This is a genomic window from Archangium violaceum Cb vi76 (assembly GCF_000733295.1).
In the GTDB taxonomy this organism is placed as follows: Bacteria; Myxococcota; Myxococcia; order Myxococcales; family Myxococcaceae; genus Archangium; species Archangium violaceum.
In genome coordinates, this window is sequence record NZ_JPMI01000298.1 from 30354 (window position 1) to 51073 (window position 20720).

The 20720-nt window shown below is 68.8% G+C and carries 15 protein-coding genes; 9 read left to right on the top strand and 6 right to left on the bottom strand.

Annotated elements, in window-relative coordinates; genetic code table 11:
- Positions 1 to 165 precede the first annotated feature (165 nt).
- Positions 166 to 2064, top strand: a complete 1899-nt coding sequence (locus Q664_RS53335) for a CHAT domain-containing protein (RefSeq protein ID WP_160174611.1) — start codon at positions 166 to 168, stop codon at positions 2062 to 2064.
- 4 nt (positions 2065 to 2068) lie between these two features.
- Here Q664_RS53335 and Q664_RS53340 read toward each other — a convergent pair whose 3' ends face one another.
- On the bottom strand, positions 2069 to 3073 hold the full coding sequence (locus Q664_RS53340; RefSeq protein ID WP_052519297.1) for a reverse transcriptase family protein: 1005 nt from the start codon (positions 3071 to 3073) through the stop codon (positions 2069 to 2071).
- Positions 3074 to 3300: 227 nt separating this feature from the next.
- Between Q664_RS53340 and Q664_RS41010 the strand changes: the two genes are divergently transcribed.
- Entirely contained in the window at positions 3301 to 3813 is a 513-nt protein-coding gene (locus Q664_RS41010; protein WP_043409211.1) for a hypothetical protein, read from the top strand.
- A 13-nt stretch (positions 3814 to 3826) separates the two neighbouring features.
- On the opposite strand, the gene Q664_RS41015 is transcribed toward Q664_RS41010, so the two are convergent.
- Positions 3827 to 4366 (bottom strand): FHA domain-containing protein, encoded by a 540-nt coding sequence (locus Q664_RS41015; RefSeq protein ID WP_052519298.1) that lies wholly within the window; start codon positions 4364 to 4366, stop codon positions 3827 to 3829.
- A gap of 196 nt (positions 4367 to 4562) precedes the next feature.
- On the opposite strand from Q664_RS41015, the gene greA reads away from it, so the two are divergent.
- Both greA and recG read left to right on the top strand, forming a co-directional pair.
- Positions 4563 to 5075, top strand: coding sequence for a transcription elongation factor GreA (gene greA / locus Q664_RS41020; RefSeq protein WP_043409213.1), 513 nt, complete (start codon positions 4563 to 4565; stop codon positions 5073 to 5075).
- 112 nt (positions 5076 to 5187) lie between these two features.
- The gene (gene recG, locus Q664_RS41025; RefSeq protein ID WP_043409215.1) at positions 5188 to 8067 is read left to right on the top strand and encodes an ATP-dependent DNA helicase RecG; all 2880 of its coding nucleotides are present in this window, start codon (positions 5188 to 5190) and stop codon (positions 8065 to 8067) included.
- 74 nt (positions 8068 to 8141) lie between these two features.
- On the opposite strand, the gene Q664_RS41030 is transcribed toward recG, so the two are convergent.
- Positions 8142 to 13037, bottom strand: coding sequence for a myxosortase-dependent M36 family metallopeptidase (locus Q664_RS41030; RefSeq protein ID WP_043409218.1), 4896 nt, complete (start codon positions 13035 to 13037; stop codon positions 8142 to 8144).
- 234 nt (positions 13038 to 13271) lie between these two features.
- Entirely contained in the window at positions 13272 to 14849 is a 1578-nt protein-coding gene (locus Q664_RS41035; RefSeq protein WP_052519300.1) for a hybrid sensor histidine kinase/response regulator, read from the bottom strand.
- A gap of 203 nt (positions 14850 to 15052) precedes the next feature.
- Between Q664_RS41035 and Q664_RS41040 the strand changes: the two genes are divergently transcribed.
- Positions 15053 to 15340: a thioredoxin domain-containing protein gene (locus Q664_RS41040; RefSeq protein WP_063934849.1), complete on the top strand. Its 288-nt coding sequence runs from the start codon at positions 15053 to 15055 to the stop codon at positions 15338 to 15340.
- Here Q664_RS41040 and Q664_RS41045 read toward each other — a convergent pair whose 3' ends face one another.
- Complete coding sequence (locus Q664_RS41045; protein ID WP_043409220.1) at positions 15341 to 15781, bottom strand: ester cyclase; 441 nt, start codon at positions 15779 to 15781, stop codon at positions 15341 to 15343.
- Positions 15782 to 16018: 237 nt separating this feature from the next.
- Between Q664_RS41045 and Q664_RS41050 the strand changes: the two genes are divergently transcribed.
- From Q664_RS41050 to Q664_RS41060, 3 genes are read left to right on the top strand one after another with little or no spacing between them, the layout of a single operon-like run.
- Positions 16019 to 16510 (top strand): hemerythrin domain-containing protein, encoded by a 492-nt coding sequence (locus Q664_RS41050; protein ID WP_152622630.1) that lies wholly within the window; start codon positions 16019 to 16021, stop codon positions 16508 to 16510.
- The gene (locus Q664_RS41055) at positions 16507 to 17193 is read left to right on the top strand and encodes a GAF domain-containing protein (RefSeq protein ID WP_052519302.1); all 687 of its coding nucleotides are present in this window, start codon (positions 16507 to 16509) and stop codon (positions 17191 to 17193) included. Before Q664_RS41050 ends, Q664_RS41055 begins: the two co-directional genes overlap by 4 nt.
- 51 nt (positions 17194 to 17244) lie before the next feature.
- Positions 17245 to 19227, top strand: a complete 1983-nt coding sequence (locus Q664_RS41060; protein WP_043409226.1) for an SIR2 family NAD-dependent protein deacylase — start codon at positions 17245 to 17247, stop codon at positions 19225 to 19227.
- Positions 19228 to 19310: 83 nt separating this feature from the next.
- Here Q664_RS41060 and Q664_RS41065 read toward each other — a convergent pair whose 3' ends face one another.
- On the bottom strand, positions 19311 to 19673 hold the full coding sequence (locus tag Q664_RS41065; RefSeq protein ID WP_043409228.1) for an STAUR_1299 family protein: 363 nt from the start codon (positions 19671 to 19673) through the stop codon (positions 19311 to 19313).
- A 165-nt stretch (positions 19674 to 19838) separates the two neighbouring features.
- On the opposite strand from Q664_RS41065, the gene Q664_RS41070 reads away from it, so the two are divergent.
- Positions 19839 to 20480 carry a protein-L-isoaspartate(D-aspartate) O-methyltransferase gene (locus Q664_RS41070; protein ID WP_043409230.1) on the top strand — a complete coding sequence of 214 codons (642 nt, stop codon included), beginning with the start codon at positions 19839 to 19841 and terminating at the stop codon, positions 20478 to 20480.
- The last annotated feature ends 240 nt before the right edge of the window (positions 20481 to 20720 follow it).

Here is a 20720-nt window from a genome sequence, read left to right on the forward strand (position 1 = left end):
TCGTGGGAAGGGAGCCCGTTCCCCGGCCAGTGCGGGGAACGCTCCTCATCCGAAGGGGCCTCGGCATCGGGGGAGGTGGGCCGTGGGTGAGGCGTCCACTGGGAAGCACAGTGGGCTATGCTCCACGGCATGGGCAGCGGCGGATCGGCACCTCCTCACTTCTGGATGGAGCTCTCCCTCTTCGAGTCGGAAGTGGAACTTTCCGTTACGGCTCGGGGCAGCCAGGGCGAGCATCCTCGCCCCCATTCCCTGGGACCGCAGTTCACACCCGACGCCGTTCGTGAGTTCAGCGAACAGGTGAGGAAGGCCGCAGCGCGTGGAGTGCCGCTTGGGACCATCCTCCCTCGGAGTCAGTTGTTCCATGCAGCGCTCTTCCAGCACGAGCTCCAAGAGGTTCTGCACAAGCTGCGAGGCGCCGCGGGTCGTACGCCAGTCCTGCTGCGGCTGATGCTTCAGAACCCCCAACTTCACGCGGTCCCCTGGGAAGCACTTTGTCAGCCGGGCAAAGACGTCGGCTTCCTAGGCACATCTCCAGGGGTGTTCGTCGCGCGAGGCGTCCACTCGACGAAGCCATGGCGGCCTCACGAGATCACTGGTGCGATCCGGTTGCTCGTCATCTCCCCGTCAGATGCGGACGCGCCCTCCCGGCTCCGGAAAGCCCTCCATCTGAGCATCGAGTCGGGTGAGATCGAGTGGCTCGAGCCGATCACCGGTCCAAGATGCGCTGCTGAATACCTCCTCAACCGACTCCGGCGCGAGCCCATCCCCCACATCCTCCACTTCATCGGGCACGGCGGACTCGAGGCGGGAGCCCCCCTCCTGAAACTCACGGACCATGAGGACGAGCCCTCGTGGATCAAGGCGGAGTTGCTCGCCCAGCAACTGGAGGCTTCGTTTCGCGATGAGCTGCGCCTGGTTGTTCTCGAGGCCTGCGATGGAGCACAGCCCGGCGTACTTGCCAGCGCTGCGGAGCGGTTCGTCAGGGCTGGGGCTGACGCGGTGGTGGCACACCTCTGGCCCGTCAAGGCGGATGTGGCGAGGCATTGCTCGGCGGCGTTCTACCACTCGCTGACAGGGGCGGCCGCATATCCGGGAGATGTGGCGGGTAGCCTCCATGACGCACGGCGTACCGTGCTGGCGAAGTTCAACGAGAGCGCCGAGGCGTTCTCTCCGGTGCTGTATCTGAGGGGCCATGAGTCCACCCTCTTCGACTTCCATCGCCGCGGAGTGGTTCCGCTCCAATTCGCCCCAGTCCTGGTCAGTCCCGTTGTCACGGAGGCGCCACCCGCTGTTCCCTCGTCAGTGCCTGCTGCTTCCCCGATTCCTCCAGCCCCACTCCAGCCGCAGTCCCACGCTTCATCCGAGCACACGCTCAACCCGAAGCGCGAGCCACGCCACCTGTTCCTGGCGGAATCGGGGATCCGGGAGGAGGGCGCCTCGATCGCGCTCGCCGGCTGCGTCGTCATGCAGTATCCGGACGCGATGGCCCTTGCGGTGGAGAAGTTTCGCGAGGATCTGCTCCACCATCCCTATCTCCTCTCTCCGGAAGAGAACAAGCGTCTCCAACGGCAGGGTTTCGTACCGGGTGTGGATGGCGAGAAGACTCGCAACAAGATGATCGAGTTCCTGACCACGGCGAACTTCGACATCTTCGTCTTCTACGGGCCGAGAGATCGGCTCCCTCGCGATGAGCTGGCGTGCCGGAGCGAGCTCTTCACGGCTCTCCTCAAGAGCCGTCTGGCCGCGAAGAAGTGGCCCGCTGCCACGATCCGGGGCCGTCACCCACTCCTCGCCTCGCTCGTGAAAAGCGTCGGGGACTCCCTACGAGACAGGAATTGGGTTGATGTCAGCACACCCGAGTTCCTCGTCCCCAAGCCGGTCGATTTCTGCCTGATGGTCGCCGAGTATGGCTGCGCGATCATTCGCACCCACCTGGAGCGGCTCGCGGAGGATTCACTCGCTCCGAAGTCCGACCCGGATTTCGAGAGGATCCGCAACCAGTTCCGCTGGGCGGTGAACGTCGTGACGGGGGAGGAGTTCTACCGCAATCGCCCGCTCCCCTGAATCATCACGGCTCCCCGTTCTCATCTTCCCCCTCGTGCGCCTCTTCCCGCGCATCCGCGTGCAGCCTGAAACCAATTTCCGCGAGCAGTGGGTTCATGCGCTCGGTGGTCCGAGGCTCCACTGAGCGGAGGAACCGGACCATTCCCTCCAGCTCCGCGTAGGCGAGTTTGGGGTTGGCACTGCCCCTGCCTGTTCGCTTGAGGTGGTTCTCGAGCCCGTAGCGGCTGGCGTAGTGCAGGACGAGCCGGAGCCACCGCTTCGCTTGCCGGGAATAGCGTGGTCCCTGCGTATCCGCCACGGAAAGCCCGGTGACAAACTGGCTGTGCCCACGCCGCTGGATCCGGCACTTCTCCGCCCGGAGCTTGAATCCGTGCTTGTTCAGGATCGCCTCGACGCGTTGGGGCTCGGGCACCTCGTCCCCGGAGAAGGCGATGTCATCCGCGTAGCGGGTGTACACGCACCCGTGCCTCGCGGCGAGCTGCTTCAAGTCCGTATCCAGATGAAGGCAGACCCGGTTGGCCAGGGCAGGGCTGGCGTGGGCGCCCTGCGGCAGGAACCCATCCAGGGTGCACAGCCTTCCCAGGAGAGCCGCGACGCCGGAATTGCAGCCCAGGGTTTCGAAGACCGACATGACCTGCGCCAGTGTTATGGACTCGAAGAAGTTCTGGATGTCCGCGTGGAGTAGGACCTTGCACCCCAGGTGCTTCCGGGCATTCGTCACGATGGAGCGGTCGCGGACGAAGCCCTGGACACACTCGTCGAAGTCTTCCCCTTCTTGCGGAGCCAGCTCCCCCGCGAGGGTCTTGTGCATCCGGGCCAGCGACTCTTCATTGGCCCGGTAGACGATCCGGACCTTGTCCCGTCCCCTGCGCTTGGGGATTCTCAGCAGATCATAGAACTGGCGTTGGGGCTGCGTGTTCGCGAAGTGGAGGAGTTCTTCGGGAGAGCACCCCAGGTGGAGCGCCAGATCACCGACATGGCGGATCCGGCTGAAGGGGGTCAGGGCCATGCGTGGCTGCTCCTCCGGGTTCGACGAACAAGGTGGGCCACGAGGGATACAGTATGAATCGTTACCCGATTGTCGGGCGCGCACTCGCGCCCTCGAGATGACCTCGTCGAGTTCTATCCCCCGTGGCCCGGGGTGAGCGGTATCCGACGGATTCCGCGACGTCAAGGGAGGCACGCGGTGCTCACCCGGGCGTTGCCATGGAGGGCGCGCGGTCGTAAGACGGGGCCGTGTCCGAGTCCGATCCCCGGAAAGATCCCCGCTTCCGTCCCTTCCGCGCCGCCGCCTATGGCCTCTACATCGCCGTGGTGTCCGCCTTCTGCATCGCGGTCATCATCGGCGTGACGCGCTCGGTGCGGGCCATGACTCCGGAGAAGAAGCCCGCCGAGGAGCAGGTGCTGTCCTACCGGGAGTGCCTCGACGCGGCGGACTCGCTCTGGTCCCAGCTCGAGTCCGAGCGCGAGAAGCTGGTGCGCATCTCACCGGCCCGCGATGTGGACAAGGAGTGGCTCACGTTCCGCACCCACTGGTTGCAGGGCATGCGCGACACCGAGGCCCGGTGCGCGCTCGAGTCCCGCGACCGCGCCCACCTCAAGGAGGTCTTCCGCCGCCTGGAGGATGTACAGGACCTCTACTCCATCCACGCCGTGCAGTACGCCGGCGAGGTGGGCGGCGTGGTGGACGCCCTGCGCGGCGCCTTCTCCACGGCTCGAAAGAACCCCGCCGCGGGCCGGCTGCCCTGAGCGGGGCTCCTCGCTACCCGCCCCGGTAGGGCCCCTTGGCTCCCTTGGCGGCCGGGGTCCCGTGCAGCCGCACGTGCAGCGTGTCCGTCACCAGGTACCAGAACTGGACATTGCCGAAGCTGAGGATGTCCCCGTCCTTGAGCGTGGTCTCGCGGGTACCGAGCGTGCTGCCGTTGAGGAAGGTGCCGTTGGTGGAGCCGGTGTCCTGCACGGTGCAGCGGCCCTGGGGCTCGTTCCAGCGCAGCACGGCGTGGCGCTTGGACACCGAGGCGTCGTCGATGAACAGCTCGCAGTCCGGCAGCCGTCCCACGCTGAGCTCCTCCACGCGGGCCAGCGGGGGGAGGGTGGTGATGAGCAGGTCCTCGAACTCGAAGAGGAGCGAGAGCATGCCCTGTTCAATGGCGTCGGCGGAGGCCACGCGGGTGGGCTCGAGCGCGGCGGACGAGGGCCGTCCGGGGGCGCGCTGGATGAGGACGAAGGGGCCCAATTGACGGCGGAAGGCCCCGATGGACAATGACGCGCCGAGCGCGCGCAGCTCCTGGATGGACAGCACGGCGCGGCAGCATGCCAGAAGTCCGGCGGGACGGGCGGGCGGAAGATGCGCCGAAGCGGGGGCGGACGGCGGGTTTCGTTGACCGGCCAGTCAAACGTCCTTTACAGTTTCCCTTTCGGCCCGGGCGCCGCCATCGTTGAAGCGCGGTGGCTGGGGCCCCAGCGTTCACCTGTTGCCGTGGGAAGGAGTCGTGTCGATGAGTGGGAGCGGGAACATTCCAATGACCCCGTCGGGTCTGCGGAAGCTGAAGGCGGAGCTGAAGCACCTTCAGACCGTCGAGCGCGGGAAGATCTCCCGGGAGATCGAAGTGGCGCGCGCGCACGGGGACCTGCGGGAGAACGCCGAGTACCACGCGGCCAAGGAGAAGCAGTCCCACATCGAGGGGCGCATCCTGGACCTCAACGACTGGATCGCCCGGGCCGAGGTGATCGACCCGGCGAAGCTGGGCGGGGACAAGGTCGTCTTCGGTGCCACGGTGGACCTGCTGGACATGGAGTCGGACAAGACGGTCACCTACCGGCTGGTGGGCGAGCTGGAGGCGGACCTGAAGAAGCGGTGGATCGCCGTGACGTCGCCGGTGGCCCGGGCGCTGATTGGCAAGAAGGTGGGCGACGTCGCCACCGTGCAGAGCCCCGGCGGCACCCGCGAGTACGAGGTCCAGGAGGTCCGCTTCGAGGACCCGCAGGAAGACGCGCCGGCGGAAGGCTGAAGACAGCTCGAGGCCAGGCGGGCGGGGGAGCGGGCGCGAGCTCGTTCCCCCGTGTCGTTCTGGTGGGCGGAGAGAAGGCCGCGCCTTAGGATGAAACGCTCGGATCCTGCCTGTGAACCATCCGCTGACCAGTCTCGTTGGACCGTTGCGTTACGCGTGCCGGAGTGACTTCGCCCATCTGTCGACGGTGAAGGACCTGCGGAGTCTGTTGGAGCGCGCGCTGGCGGGGGCGACGGGGGTGGACGGGGAGGCGTTGAAGCAGTTGAGGGCGGCGTTGCCGCACGTGGACCATCCGGCGCCTGAGCGGCGCAAGGAGGCGCTGAGGAGGGTGCTGGCGGGGCTGAAGCTGAGCGGGGTGCCACTGCCCGACGAGCTGGCCCAGGTCGCGAGCGCGGCGCCCCCAATGCCCGCCGGTGCCACCCCATCCGCCCCAGTGCCCCCATCCCCCACCGTGCCCAAATCCCCTCGCCCTCCGGGAGAGGAGCCCCCCGTCGTTCAAAGGGGGGGCAAGGCCCCCCGGGGTGAGGGTATCGAGTCCCCCAGGTTGAACCGCTCCCCTCTCCCCCTGGGAGAGGGACGGGGTGAGGGTCGTCGCGAGCTCGTGCCCGAGTGGAAATCGCGAACCCCGGCACCTCCGCCCCCGGGAAACCGGGGCGCGATGTCCCCGACCGCCGCCGAGGGCACCCAGCCGCCACTCGCGAGCCGCCCGGCCCCGGCGAGACCCACGCCCCCCATCCTCGCGCGGAGCGCCACGAAGCCCGCGGCCTCCACGCCACCCGAGGCGCCCCCGGCTCCCGAGGAGAAACCCGCCGCGAAGCGCAAGAAGAAGAAGGCGGCGAAGGGGCAGGAGGAGTCGCGAGCGGAGGCGAAGCTGCTGTCGATCGCGCCGCGCTCGGGGCCGTTGGCGATTCCGCTGAAGACGATGGGCAAGCGGTTGGGCCCGAGGCTGTTGGCGGCGCTGAACAAGAAGGGGCTGAAGCGGGTGGGGGACATCCTCTTCCTGCTGCCGCGCTGCTACGAGGATCGGCGCAAGCTGCAGACGATCGCCGAGCTGATGCCGGGCGAGCGTGGGGTGACGGTGGGCGTGGTGAAGATGGCGGACTTCGTGCCGAGCCGGACGGGCAAGCGCTACTTCCGGGCGGTGGTGGCGGACCGCTCGGGGAGCATCGCGGCGACGTACTTCAACGCGGGCCCGTGGCTGAAGGCGCGCTTCCCGGTGGGCAAGCGGCTGGTGCTGTCCGGCGAGGTGCGCGCGTCGCTGTCGGGGCGCGAGATGGCGCACCCGGAGATCGAGCCGGCGGAGGACCTCGAGGTGTCCTCGGTGCACTTCAACCGCATCGTCCCGGTGTATCCGGGGTTCGAGCGGGGGGACCAGCGCATGTTCCGGGAGCTGGCCTCGGTGGTGAGCGAGTCCTACGCGCAGCACGTGGAGGAGCCGCTGCCCGAGAGCCTGCGCCGGAAGCTGGAGCTGATGACGCTGACGGAGGCGCTCAAGGCCCTCCACTTCCCGGCGGGGGACGCGGATCCGGAGATGCTGGACCGGCACCTGAGCCCGGCGCACCGGCGGCTGGCGTTCGACGAGCTCTTCTTCCTGCAGCTCGGCATGGGGCTGAAGCGGCAGGGGGTGAAGACGGAGAAGGGCATCACCTTCGACGTGTCGGCGCCGCGGTTGGAGAAGGCGCGCGGGGCATTGCCCTTCCAGCTCACGGGGGCGCAGAAGAAGGTCATCGAGGAGATCGCCCAGGACATGGGCGCGGCCGAGCCGATGAACCGGCTGGTGCAGGGCGACGTGGGCTCGGGGAAGACGGCGGTGGCGGTGGTGGCGGCGCTGGTGGCGTTGCAGGACGGCTACCAGGTGGCGGTGATGGCGCCCACGGAGATCCTCGCCGAGCAGCACGAGCGCACGTTCCGCAAGCTGCTGGAGCCCCTGGGCTACAAGGTGGGGCTGGTGAGCGCGGCGGGGACGGCGAAGCGCAAGCGCGAGGTGCGCGAGGCGGTGGCGCGAGGGGAGATCCACCTGGCGGTGGGCACGCACGCGCTCATCCAGCAGGACGTGGGCTTCGAGAAGCTGGGCTTCGTCGTCATCGACGAGCAGCACCGCTTCGGCGTGTTGCAGCGGCACACGCTGATGAGCAAGGGCGTGTCGCCGGACGTGCTGGTGATGACGGCCACGCCCATTCCGCGCACGCTGGCGATGACGCTGTACGGGGACCTGGACGTGTCCATCATCGACGAGCTGCCGCCGGGGCGCACGCCGGTGAAGACGCGCGTCTTCAACGACAAGCAGCGGGCGCGCGTGTACGAGGCGGTGGCGTCCGAGGTGCAGAAGGGCCACCAGGCCTACGTGGTGTACCCGCTGGTGGAGGAGTCGGAGAAGCTGGACCTGGAGGACGCCACGCGCGGCGCGGACAAGCTGCGCCAGGTGTTCCCTGGCGTGGAGGTGGGGTTGCTCCACGGGCGGATGAAGCCCGAGGAGAAGGACCTCGTCATGGAGGCCTTCCGGGCCGGCACCATCCAGGTGCTCGTGTGCACCACGGTGGTGGAGGTGGGCGTGGATGTGCCCAACGCCTCGGTGATGGTCATCGAGTCCGCGGAGCGCTTCGGCCTGTCGCAGCTGCACCAGCTGCGCGGCCGGGTGGGGCGCGGAGCGGCGGTGAGCTTCTGCTTCCTCGTGGCCAACCTCGCGCGCTCCTCCATGGACTCCTCGGAGCGGCTCGGGGTGATGGAGCACAGCAGCGACGGCTTCGTCATCGCGCAGAAGGACCTGGAGATCCGCGGCCCGGGTGAGTTCCTCGGCACGCGGCAGAGCGGCCTGCCGGAGCTGGCGGTGGCCAACCTCGCGCGCGATGGAGATCTGCTGTCGCTGGCGCAGCAGGAGGCGCGGCGCATCCTCGCGAGGGATCCGAAGCTCGCCGCCCCCGAGCACCAGGCGCTGGTGAAGGCGCTCGAGGAGCGCTGGGAGGGGCGGCTGGCCCTCGCGCGCGTGGGCTGAGCGGGGGCTGAAAAAGAAGAGGGGTGGCCCGGAGGCCACCCCTCGTTCAACAGGGCCTCAGGCCCGCGGTTGGACTACCCGCGGCCGAAGGTGCGGCGGCGCGAGAAGAGCAGGCCGGCGCCGAGCAGCAGCATCGACACCATGGTGCTCTGGCCGGAGCCGCCCGTGCTGGAGCAGCCCATGCCACCACTCTGCTCCTTCGGCACGTCCACCGTCACCTGGTTCGTGGCGGACGCCTTGCCATCGGACACCGTCAGCTCGAAGACGAGCGTGGCGCCATCCTTGGACTTCGGCGACACGAAGCTGGTGACCGCGCCATCCGTCGAGGTGAGCGTGACGGACGGACCGGACACCTGCCTCCACTGGTAGGTGAGCGTGTTGCCGTCCGGATCCGTGGAGCCGGTGCCATCGAGCGTGATGGTGTCACCCGCCACGCTGCCGCCGGAGCTCTTCCGGGCCAGCGCAGTGGGCGTGCGGTTGACGTCCGTCACCGTGACCAGGGCCGTGACGGCCTCGCTCTCGGCGCCATCCGCGTCCTTCGCGATCAGGCTGAAGGTCACCAGGGTCTCACCCAGCACCTCGGGCGCGGTGAAGCTCAGCGTGGCGGTGTCGGCACCCGACAGCTCCACGCGCGGGCCACCCGTCTGCACCCACCGGTAGCTGAGCGCGTCGTCGTCGGCGTCCGAGCCCTCGGCCGTGAGCGTGACGCTGCTCCGCTCCTCCACCGTCATCTCGTTGAGCCCCTTGACCACGGGGTGACGGTTGGACTTCTTGATGGTCACCGTGACGATGTCCTCACCCACCAGCTCGTTGGTCTGGGCGAGCAGGAGGAACACCAGCTCCGTGTCCTCCTTCACGTCCGGGGCGGTGAAGGTCGTCTCGAGCGCGCCATCATCCTTCAGCGCCACCTCCGGGCCACTCAACTGGAACCAGAGGGAGCCGAGCACGAGGTCCCCGTCCGGATCCGTCACGGAGCCCGAGAGGGTCACGGTGCTGCGGCTGGCGGCCTCGAAGTCCGCACCCGCCTCCACCACGGGGTCGTGATCCGTGAGCACATAGAGGGTGACGTTGGCCGGGGCGCTGTTCTCCTTGCCGTCGTTGACCACGAGCTGGAAGACGAACGTCTCGCTGTTGGCCACGCGGGGCGTGAAGGTGGGCCTGGCCGTGGTGGCGTCCGTGAGCGTCACGGGAGGTCCGGACAGCTGGGTCCACGTGTAGGTGAGCGCGTCACCATCCGGATCGAAGCTGCCGCTGCCATCGAGCTGCACCGTCGTGTACACCTTGGCACCCGTGGTCGGGTCCAAGGTGAAGTTGGCCACGGCCTGCGGACCCTTGCCCGAGTTGGCCACCGGGCGGCGGTTGCACACGAGGGTGGAGGGATCACCCGCGGGACCCTCGAAGGTCTCGCGGACGGGGCCGCCGAAGGGCAGCTGACTGGCATCGATGCCGGCGAACTCCAGGTCGTCCACGTCCAGACCGTGCGCGCCCACGCCCGGATCGGAGCCGATCCGGAAGCGGAACTGCACGCGCTTGCCCGCCAGCTCGCGGCCGAAGTTCAGCTCCGCCGACTCGAAAGCCGGGAAGGCCGCGCTCAGGGCGGTGTAGCCGGGGAGCCCATCGAGCGGGTTGGTGGCGGACCCATCACCGATGAGGCCGGTGTAGCCCGGGTCCACCTCGTAGGCGGCGACGTTGTGCCACACGATGCCATCGGTGGTGACCTCCACCGTGGCGCCGTCGAACCAGAGCTCTTCGTAGTTCCCGTTGTCGGTCTCGAAGGAGTAGCGGTACTTGTAGCGGAAGATGAAGTCCGCGTCCTCACGCACCTGCACCCAGGGCGAGGTGAGCGCGATGTCGGCGGTGAAAGGCAGGTTGCGGCCGTTCCAGTAGTGGTTGCCCTTCTCCTCCACGCGCTGCCAGGGCTGCTCCGGGCCGGAGCCCATGACGGACGAGGTCCAAGCGGTCGTCTGGCCTTCCACTGTGTCCAGATCGCTGTTGCCCGCGGACTCGTCGGTGTTGACGAGGCCGTTGTAGCCCACTGACTTCGACGCGTCCGGGAGCGAGGGCCCATCGAGCGTCAGGGTGATGCCGGCGCGGGGCTCGGTGCCGGTGGTGCTCATCAGCTTGAGCGCCAGCTTCCCGGTCGCCGTCTGCCCGGGCGCCAGGGGCGGGAAGGCGATCGTGTTGCCCGAGGGCGTCTCGAAGGTGGCGGTGGCGCCGGTGGTGGCGAGCGTGGCGTTGAAGGCGCTGGTGGTGTCCCCGCCCACGTTGCGCAGGGTGACGGTGAGGTAGCCCGTCTCGCCCACGTCCAGCACGCCGTCCTGGTCACACCCCTCGAGGGTGTCGTCCAGCCTGATGCTTACCACCTCCAGGGTGTTGCCGGTCTGGTAGCTCTCCACGACGCCGATGAAGTCCTGGGAGTCGCGGTCCGGCGCCTTGGCGCCGAAGCCCATGCCGCGCCTGGCGAAGGCATTGACGAAGCGCGTGTAGTCCGCGGCATCCGACGCCTTGGCCACCGACAGGAGCGCGTCACGCGCCTCGATGTAGGTGGGGCTCGACGGGGTGGCCTTGTAGGCGGCCACCAGGTACTGCTTCATCCGGCGCTCCGCCTCCGCGAAGGGGTAGGCGTTGAGCAGCGAGGCGTAGCACTCCCACAGCATGGTGGCCCACACCTCGCCACCGTTGTGGACCTCGGAGTTGATCCGGCCGTCCCCCTGGAACGCCACGGGGTGCGTGTCCGGCAGCGGATTGCCGTTGGCGATGTGCTTGAAGGTGAGGGCGTTCTTCTCGAACGAGGTGGAGTACGGGACGCGGCGGATGCCGTAGTAGGCACCGGGCACGCCGGGGCCGCTGGTGACGTAGGCGGACACCGTGTAGACGCCCTGGAAGAGATTGTTGTCGGCGACCGTCCGGTCCGAATCGCGCACCTGCATCATCAGGGCGTGGAAGTCGCCCCAGCCCTCGCCCATCGCGCCGCCCTGGTAGTTGACCAGGCCGTTGGCGTCACCGATGAGGCGGTTGCTGATGTAGTGACCCCACTCGTGGGCGACGATGGCGTTGTCCAGCGTACCGTCGCGGGCCGCGCCGGGCTTGGTCTTCTGCAGGTGCACGTTGACGGTGCCCGTCTGGAGCGCCGTCTTGATGGCGTCGCCATTGGCCTTCAGCATGCCCACCACCGGGATGGTGATGCTGGCGTCGGTGCCCGCGGGGATGATGCCGCCGGTCGTGTTGTTGGCGATGAGCACACCGATGGCGCCCGCGTTCTGCGCGTTCTTGGCCTTGAGGGTGAAGTCGCAGGCGCCGCGGTCCACGAGCGCGATCTTGCCGGTGATCTCCGCCGCGTTGGTGAAGGCGTCCGTGCTGCAGCCGTTGCTCACGGTTCCATGGAGCGCGACGGCCACGTTCCCGGTGACGTCATACCCCTGGGGGCCGAACGCCGCGGGGTTGGCGGAGATCGTCATGCCCGCGGGCGTGCTGACGCTCACGGTGAAGAGCGAGACCGGGTTGAACACGTACATCTGCATCCGCGGCGGCGCGCCGTCCGCGGGAGTGGACATGTTGGCGTTGTCCAGGCTGCCGTAGTCCTGGGCCTCGGCGCGCATCCGGTCGCCTTCGACACCGCCGCGGCCGAAGTTGTAGGCCTGCGCGTTGCCGGAGGCCTCGTCGAAGCCGGCGGCGTAGAACGAGTCGTGCAGCCAGTTGGTGACGTAGAAGAGGTTCGTCACCGCCGCCTGGCGCTGGTTGGCGTCGAAGCCAGGCGCCTTGGTCAGGTCGTAGAGGTAGTCGAAGCCCGGATCGGAGGCCTCGCCCGTGAGGACCGCGCGCACGTCCTGGCTGCCGGGCTGGAAGCCGTCCGGCACCGACAGGTCGGCGTAGGCGTCCACGTTGTTGCCCACCGTCTCGGTGGAGCCCGCGGGGAGCCACGGATCATTGCCGGGCAGGCTGGAGATCGTGATGCTGTTGGGCAGCCGGTCCAGCGGCACGTCCACGCCATCCGGAATGCCGGGCTGGTAGGGCGTGGTGTCGGTGCCGTGCGGGCCGTCATGCGGGGTATAGGGCGCCGTCGCGTCCGCCCACACCTTGTAGCGGTACTCGGTGCCCGCGTGCGCGGACAGGTTGTTGCGCATCAGCAGCGAGCCGTCCACCGCCGACACCACGAAGGAGTGGTAGTCCGAGCCCGTGCCGTTCCGTGCGCCGGAGTTCACCTCCACGTACCAGGCCGGCACCAGGCCGTCCGGCATCGTGTAGTAGACCTGCTTGGCGCGAGCGGGCACCACCAGGGTGTGGGTGAGGACGTGGGCGGAGCTCGCGTCCAGCTCGTAGTGCGAGTAGGGCCCGTTCACCTTGCCGGTGGACACGAAGCCACGCGCCGGCATGGAGATGCCGGTCTGGTCCTGGAAGGCGATGGCGATGGCCTGCTCGGCGGAGAGCCTGAAGGCGTTGGCCGCGCCGAGGCTGGCCTTGCGGGCCGACTGCGCGGGCGCCAGGTAGCCGGAGACGGCCACCAGCTCGAGGTCGCGGTCCATGATGACCTTGACCTCGTTGCGGAAGACCTCGATGCCGTCCACCTTCTGGGCGAAGCTGGCGATGACGGGGCCCTTGCCGGTCTGGTGCACCGACTTGAGCACCACTGCGGACACGTCCTCGGAGCCCACGCGGTACAGGTCCGCCACCGACTGCAGGTGCGCGCGAGCGGCCTGGTCCGGCTTACGGGCTCCCAGCGCCTTGCTCATGCTCGTCGTGGAGCTCGTGCTCGCACGGGTGTTCCATACGAAGCTCGGGACTCCGAGCCGATCCTCCATCTGCGAAACACGCAGGCCGCGCGTCCGGAGAGCGTCGTCCTTGGCGGCGAGAGCCATCTCCTCCTGGCGAGCCAGGAAGGCGTCGAAATTTCCTCGAGTCGCGGCCAGGGCACTTCCGCTCGCGAGGGGCGTGAGCAACAAGCTGGCCCACAACGTTTGCCTCAAACGCATGCAGCCTCCGTCTTGAAACTGGGGGGTTCCCGGTCTCCACATCCCCTACTGAACGAGCCAGGGTCCGGGAGGTCGCATGATAGTCGCAATTTCGACAGGTCGCTCAAGCACCCCCCCTGTGCTGGCGTGTCTTTCGCGCAGCGGGCAATGGAGTTGCATGGAGACCGAAGCACCGGATTCCCGGCGCGACTTACATGAATGGCTGAGCTTCGCGGTTTCCTGTGCGCGCGTTTCTCAATTTCGGGAGAAGCGATTGATCAGATTGGCGAGTGCCATCACCAGTTCGATCGGATCCACGGGCTTGGGCACGTATACGTGGAAGCCCGCGCTCAGGGCACGCGTGCGATCCTCCAACCGCGTATAGGCGGTGAGGGCGGCGGCGGGCACCTGGCCTCCTCGTGCTGGAGGCAGGGCGCGCACCTGGCGGATGAGCGTGTACCCATCCGCGTCCGGCATGCCGATGTCCGAGACGAGCAGATCCGGCGGGGCACGCTGCAACTGCTCGAGCGCCTCGGCCGCGCTGGAGGCGGAGGACACCACCGCGCCGCGCTCCTCCAGCAGCGCGCGCAGCAGCTCGCGGATGCCCTGCTCGTCATCCACCACCAGCACGCGCACGCCGGAGAGATCCGGCAGGTACGCGGCCAGCGAGGGATCCGGAAGCATCGACGCGATGCCCGGAGACGCGCCCTCCGCGCCGCGCGCCGCGATCAGGGGCAGGCGCAAGGTGAAGGTGGAGCCGTGGCCCTCGCCCTCGCTGTGGGCCTGGACGGTGCCGCCATGCAGCTCCACCAGGTGGCGCACGATGGCCAGTCCCAGTCCCAGGCCTCCGTAACGGCGGGCGGAGCCGCCGTCGGCCTGCCGGAAGCGCTCGAAGACGTGGGGCAGGAAGGCGGGCTCGATGCCCTTGCCCGAGTCGGTCACCTGCAACTCCACGTGCTCCTCCACGCACCGCAGCCGGGCCGACACCTTGCCTCCATCGGGCGTGAACTTGATGGCGTTGGTGAGCAGGTTCCACGCCACCTGCTGCAGCCGCTGGGCATCTCCCTGGACGGGGCCCACCCCGGGCTCCAACTGGGGCTCGAGCTGGATGTTGCGGGCGGCCGCCACCGGACGCACCGCTTCCAGCGCCGCCTCCACCACGGGCGCCAGCTTCACCGGCTGCATCTCCAGGCGCATCCTCCCGGCGACGATGCGCGAGATGTCCAGCAGATCATCGACGATCTGCGCCTGGGCCCTGGCGCTGCGCTCCACCGTTTCCAGGGCGCGCGTCTGCTTCTCCGGGGGGAGCGTGTTGGTGCGCAGGATGCTGGTCCAGCCGAGGATGGCCGTGAGCGGGGTGCGCAGCTCGTGCGAGACGGTGGCGAGGAAGTCGTCCTTGGCGCGGTTGGCCTCCTCGGCCCGATCGCGCTCCTGGCGCACCTGCTCGAACGTCTGGCGCGCGCGCTGCCGCGCGGTGATGTCCGCCGTCACGTCCCGGAGCAGGACGAGCACTCCCTCTTCGGAGGGGAACACCCGGGCCTCCAGCCAGACCCCGAGGGAAGCGAAGTACTCCTCCACGGTTACTGGCGTACTCTCCGCGAGCGCACGGTGGCAGGCCCGGTGGAGCTCCGTCTCCTCCAACCCGGGCAGCTCCGCCCAGAGCCGGCGGCCGAGCAGCAGGTGCCGGGAGCGGCCCAGGATGCGCTCGGCGCTGGTGTTGACGTAGGTGGGCCGCCCCTGGACGTCGAGTGCGAGCACTCCGTCCGTGACGACCTCGAGGTACTGCTCGAGTCGCGGCGGCGCGTGGCCGTGCGTGTCCGTCAGGGGAATCATGAGGGAGATCGTGACAGGTCGAACTCCCGCTTGCCTGCTCCTGCCCGCGACGGCTCCCGGACAACGCCCGGCAGTGAACGGGGTAAGTGGGGATTCTCAGGTCGCGAGACCGCCAGCGTTGGACGCCCCACGGTTGCCTGCCCTGCCAGGGGCGAAGCGCGTCTGGGTTGTGCCCGCGGAGCCCCGCCGTTATCAGGGGCGGCGTGTCGGAGCCAAAGGAAGTCCAGCCCCGGTGGGAAGGGCTGGTGTTCGTCTGCCGCAAGTGCATGAAGCGCGCGGGGGCGGAGGACGTGCGGAGCACGCTCGAGGAGGAGCTGGGCCGGGGCGTGCGCGTGGTGCGCAGCAGTTGCCTGAAGCTGTGCCCCAAGGGCCGCGTCACCGTGGTGGTGGGCAGCGGCGAGGGCATGCGCTGCCTGCTCGTCGATCCCGAGGAGGACGCGGACTCGCTCGTCCGCGCCGTCTCCCGTGCGCTCGGCCGTCCGCTGGAGTGACTATGGGATCACGCCCGCCTGCCGCAGCAGGGTGGAGAGATCGTAGAAGGCCTGGTAGTGGCAGATGCGGCCGTCGCGGAACTCCCAGCGGTCCACGCCGGTGATGGACATGCGCTTGCCGGTCGGCTGGGCGCCGTTGGGCAGCGGGCCCGTCATCGTCCCCGACAGCCGCCAGTGGAACATCACCGACCTGCCATCCGCGGCCAGGTAGGGCGGATCCATGATGTCGCAGGTCAGGTCCGGGAAGGCGGTGAAGGAGCCCTCCAGCAGCATCATCGCCGTGGCACTGCCCTGGCCGGGCTGTGGCAGCATGGGATCCGCCCAGGACACGTCCTCGGTGATCAGCGCCTGGAGCGGGTTCGAGGCGGACTCCTTCTTCGTCCATGCAGCGGCGTAGCGGCGCACGAAGTCATTGATGAATTCCTGGGTGATTGTGGCCATGCGAGACGGCTCCCCGGCTGTTAGATGGAGGTCCGGAGCCTGTCAGTTCGCTGTTCAACCTGCCAAGGACGCGGCGGGTACAGTGGTGCCCCCGCTCCGGGAAGGATGTGGCACAACGCCACGGTCCCGGAACGCCACATTCCAGGGGGGTGCCCAGGGTTGTGGCGGGACGCTACAGTTCGAGTCTGGCTGCATTCGTGGAACCCTTCGTGGAACCGCAAGAGAAGGAGCGTTGGCATGTCCGTCGCAGTGGGATCCCCCGACATGATCAATCGGGTGGAGACGTTGAAGAGGGACCACGGCCGGCTGCGCGTGCTCCTCGGCGCATGCGACGGAGCGAGCCCGGTGGAGCTGCCGGGTCTGATGCGGCAACTCCATGATGTCTTCATTCCCCACCAGCGGGCGAAGGAGCAGCTCTACGACGTGGTGGTGGCGGCCTGCCAGGAGTCGAAGGACGCGACCTCGCTCACGCTGCTCAACATCTTCCGCACCAACCTGACGGTGATGTCCAACGCGGTGCTCGGCTTCTTCTCGCACGTGGACTCGGATCCGGAGCGGCTCCGCCAGCGCTTCCGGACGGTGTCCGCCGCGCTGCGCTCCCTGATGGACACCGAGGAGAAGTCCGTCTTCCCCCTGTGCCTGCGCCAGCAGACGCGCATGAAGCAGCCCGCCCAGGCGCTGCGTATCCAGACCCTCTCCTCGCCGTCGTGGCAGGCAGGTGGCCGATGAGCTTCGTGCCGCCCAAGGACATGTCGGTGCTCGACGACACCGAGCGGATGTCCTCCTTCGACGCCCCGCTGCTCGAGTCCTCGCCGGATCCGGAGCTCCAGGCGCTCGTGACCGAGGCCACCGCGTTGACGGGCTTCCCCATCGGGCTGGTGAGCCTGGTGGTGCGGAAGATCCAGTTCTTCCGGGCACAGGTGGGGCTGCCGCCGGACCTCTCCGCGACGCTCGCCACCGATCGCTGCACGTCCTTCTGCCAGTTCGTGGTGGCCCGGGGTGGGCCCCTGGAGATCGAGGACACCTCGCGCGAGCCCGGCCTGCCCAGGGATCTGGTGGAGCGCTACGGCATCCGGGCCTACGTGGGCTTCCCGTTGAAGGTGCGGGGGCAGACGGTGGGCTCCTTCTGCGTCATCGGCGCGCAGCCCGCGCGGCTGACGGCCGAGGTGCTGACGAAGCTGGAGCAACTGGCCGGGCGCGCCAGCGCTCGTCTGGAGGCGCTGGCAGGCCAGACGCCGGCCCCGGCGTCCTCCTCCGAGGCCGAGGAGAAGGCCCGGAACGCGTGGCTGGCCGTCGCCGAGGCCCAGCCGTTGCTGAGCCTCAGTGAGCGTTTCGCCGATGGGCAGATGTCGTTCGAGGAGTTCCAGCGGGGCCTCGGAGCCCTGGCGGGGCTCACGGACTCGTCCGACTGACCCTCGTCCGGGCCGCCCGCGCTATGCTCCGGGCGGAGACCGAGGGGGCGCATGAATCTTCCAAGAGAGCTGGTCGAGGCGGTGCGCAGACACCAGGTGGTTCCCTTCGTGGGCGCCGGTGTGAGCATGGGGGTGAAGCGGGGGCTGTTTCCCTCGTGGAAGCAGCTTCTGGAGGGGCTCGCGGAGCGGCTGGAGCAGGAGGCGCTTCCGGAGCCGGTGGTCGCCGAGGTGCGCAAGTGCATCGCCGGGGGCGACTTCCTCACGGCGGCGGAGCTGGGCTTCAAGGAGATGGGGGCCTTCCGCTTCAACCGCTTCCTGCGCGAGCGGCTGCGCGTGCACCGGCCGGCCGACGCGGAGCTCTCCGTGGTGCGGGCGCTCTGGGGCCTGCGGCCCGAGGTGATGCTCACCACCAACTACGATGACGTCCTGCTGTGGGGCCAGGAGGGCGCGGAGCCCATCTCCAATGATCAGGACGACGAGCTGCACCTGATGGACGCGGAGGCCTCGCCGGACGCGCCGCGGCTCTGGTACCTGCACGGCACCATCCACCGGCTCTCGACGCTCATCCTCGGTGGGGCCGACTACGCGCGGCTCTACGGGGATGGGACCCAGCAGCATGGCCGCTACTCGCACTACACGAACGCGCTGGTCCGGCTGCGCGAGTGGATCCGCGCCAGACCCTTCCTCTACGTGGGCTTCAGCTTCAGTGATCCCTACGTGCTCAAGCAGATAGAGCACGTGCTGGGCATCACGAAGGGACGGCACGTGCCGAGCTTCGCGCTGATGAAGAAGGGGAGCATCGAGCGCGGCGCGCTGTGGCCCCGCTACAACATCCAGCTCATCGAGTACGAGGATCACGGTCCGCCGCTGGCGGCCTGCCTGAACGCGCTGTCACGGGCGGCGTTCGGGACGGGCATACCCGCGCCCGCGCCCATCCACAGGGGGCCCGCGATGGGGCCCGCGGCCGCATCGGACGCCTCCGTGCTCGAGCTCCTCACGTTCCGGTCCGGAGAGCCTCGAGCTTCTCCCTCACAACCGGCGCCCGCGGCCCCGCCGCAGCCCGCTCCCGTTCCACTGGAGTCGGCTCCCATCCCGTTGGATCCGCCACACGTTCCGCGGGAGGCGCTGGAGCATGTGTACGCGCACATCCTCCGGCACCGGCACCGGCTGGTGCTGTTCGCGCCCGAGGACGGCGGAGAGGAGGCGATCGCGCGCCGCGTGGCGCGGCAGTACGGGGAGCGGGTCTCCTGGCTGGAGCCGCCGAACGTGCCGGACTGCACGGAAGCCGACTACTGCCGCGCCCTCGCGGGAGACAATCGCGTCACGAGCTTCGACGCCCTGGTGGAGCACCTGCGCCAGCGGGCCGAGGGACTCGGACGTGAGCACCTGTTCGTCCTGCGCTACGAGTGGGGGCCGTTGGGACACCTGGACACGCTCGGCAAGCACCTGCGGCGGTGGATGGAGGCGCCGTCGAAGGTGGAGTTGCACCTGCTGGTGGTGGGAGGAGGCGCGCGGGGCGGGTGGCTGCTGCACAACGTGTCGAAGTCCTCCGTGTTCTCGGACGCGGTGAAGCGCGAGGTGCCCGACTTCACGGTGGACGAGGTGTGGCAGTTGCTCGACGCGGCGGACCTGGATGGGGAGCGGTGGGCCCGGGATGTCCACGAGGCCACGGGCGGTCATCCGGGCCTGCTCGAGGAGCTCCTGGCCGGGGCGGGGGCGCTCGACCGGAAGTCGGTGACGGAGAGACTGGCGCGCAGCCCGTGGGTGCGAGGCGCGCTCCAGGAGCGGCTGCGTGAGGACGAACGCAACGGCGCCTCGGGGACGCGGAGCTGCCGTTTCGTGCTGGAGGAGTTGCTCGCGGGCCGGCCCGTGAACGCGCTCGAACCGCTGGACTACCACCTCGAGCAACCGGAGGTGCGGCTGTACTTCTCCGGGCTGGTGCGCGGTGACGAGGAAGGGAGGACCGTGCTGCGGTGCCGGGCGGTGGAGCTCGCCGCGAGGGACGAGCTGGCGCGCAAGGACGGGCGGTCGTGAAGAGAGGGCCGGTGCTTCAGGGAGACACCGGCCCCGCGCGTCTCAGGACGAGGATGCTCGCCCTCCAGGGGAGACCCCCTGGGCTACCTGGGCCCGTAGCGCGTCTTGAGCTCGGCCATGGACAGACCGCTCCAGCGGGAGAGCAGCTCCACGACGTCCCGGGCTTGCAGGAAGTAGAGCGTGTCTCCGGAGAACACGGAGAGGAAGACGCCGCCGCAGTGGGGCAGTCTGGCGCCGCTCGACTCGAGGTAGTCCACGAGCCGGGGCAGGGTGTGGTCGAGCAGGAAGGAGCGGACGTTCTCGGCGGGCAGCACGAGCTCGTAGCTGGTGGCGCCGGAGAGCTCGTCTCCAGCCTCGGCGCGGATGCGGGCGATGGCCTGGTTGGCCTCCAGGGCGGGGGCGCGGTCGAAGGCGAGGCGGAGCAATTCGTCGGCGGCGGCGTCCATGCGTGGGCTCTCCTGCCCGGATTCCCACCATGGCCCTCCGGGAAGTGCAAGGGGAAGCCTCGGCGAGTGTCGTCGGGAAGGGGTGGACGCGGTGGCTGGCCGTTCCTTCCACGGGGGAGCGGGGCAGGGCCTGCGGTGGCGGCCTCGCGTGGTTAGGCTCGTCCCATGGGTGACGTGGAACTCGCGGAGGCACTCCGGCGGCAGGGCATCTCCGACACGCGGGTGCTCGAGGTGATTGGGGAATTGGACCGGGCGGCGTTCGTCCCGGAGTCGATGCGGGACGTGGCTGGACAGGACTTGCCACTGCCCATCGGCCATGGGCAGACGATCAGCCAGCCGTTCATCGTGGCCTTCATGACGCAGGCGCTCAACCTCCAGCCCGGTGAGCGGGTGTTGGAGATTGGAACGGGCTCGGGCTACCAGACGGCCGTGCTCGCGCGGCTGGGGGCCGAGGTGTACACGATGGAGAGCCTCCCGGAGCTGGCCGGTCCGGCCCGGGAGCGGCTGGAGCGGATGGGCTTCAATGGCATTCATTTCCGGGTAGGTGATGGCTCGGCCGGCTGGCCGGAGGACGCGCCGTTCGACGCCATCCTGGGCACGGCGGCCCCGGAGCGGTTGCCCCCAGCGCTCTACCAGCAACTGCGGCCAGGCGGCCGGCTGGTGTTGCCGGTGGGTCCGAGGCACGGCTCCCAGGAGCTGATCCGGGTCACCCGGCCGTCACGAGGGGAGGCTCCCCAGGTGGAGAAGCTGCTGGGCGTGCGCTTCGTGCCGATGACGAGTTCGCCGCCGCCCGGGTTCGTGCACTGAGGCGGTCTCCGCCTCGGGAACCGGGCTCCTTGATTCCTGTCAGTCAGTTGCTGCGGCAAGCATTGTAGGTGGAACCCCGCGCGTGGGACGTCGCGGGGTTTGTTGTTTTTGCCATCCGGAATGGCTTTGTCGCTTCTGCTTTCTCAAACTCCAAAAACGTTGCATGCCAAATCGAATTACATTTGTTGACGGCTTGTCCGTCGTTGAACTCGTGTGGTAAATGTGAAGTTCCGGCAGTGC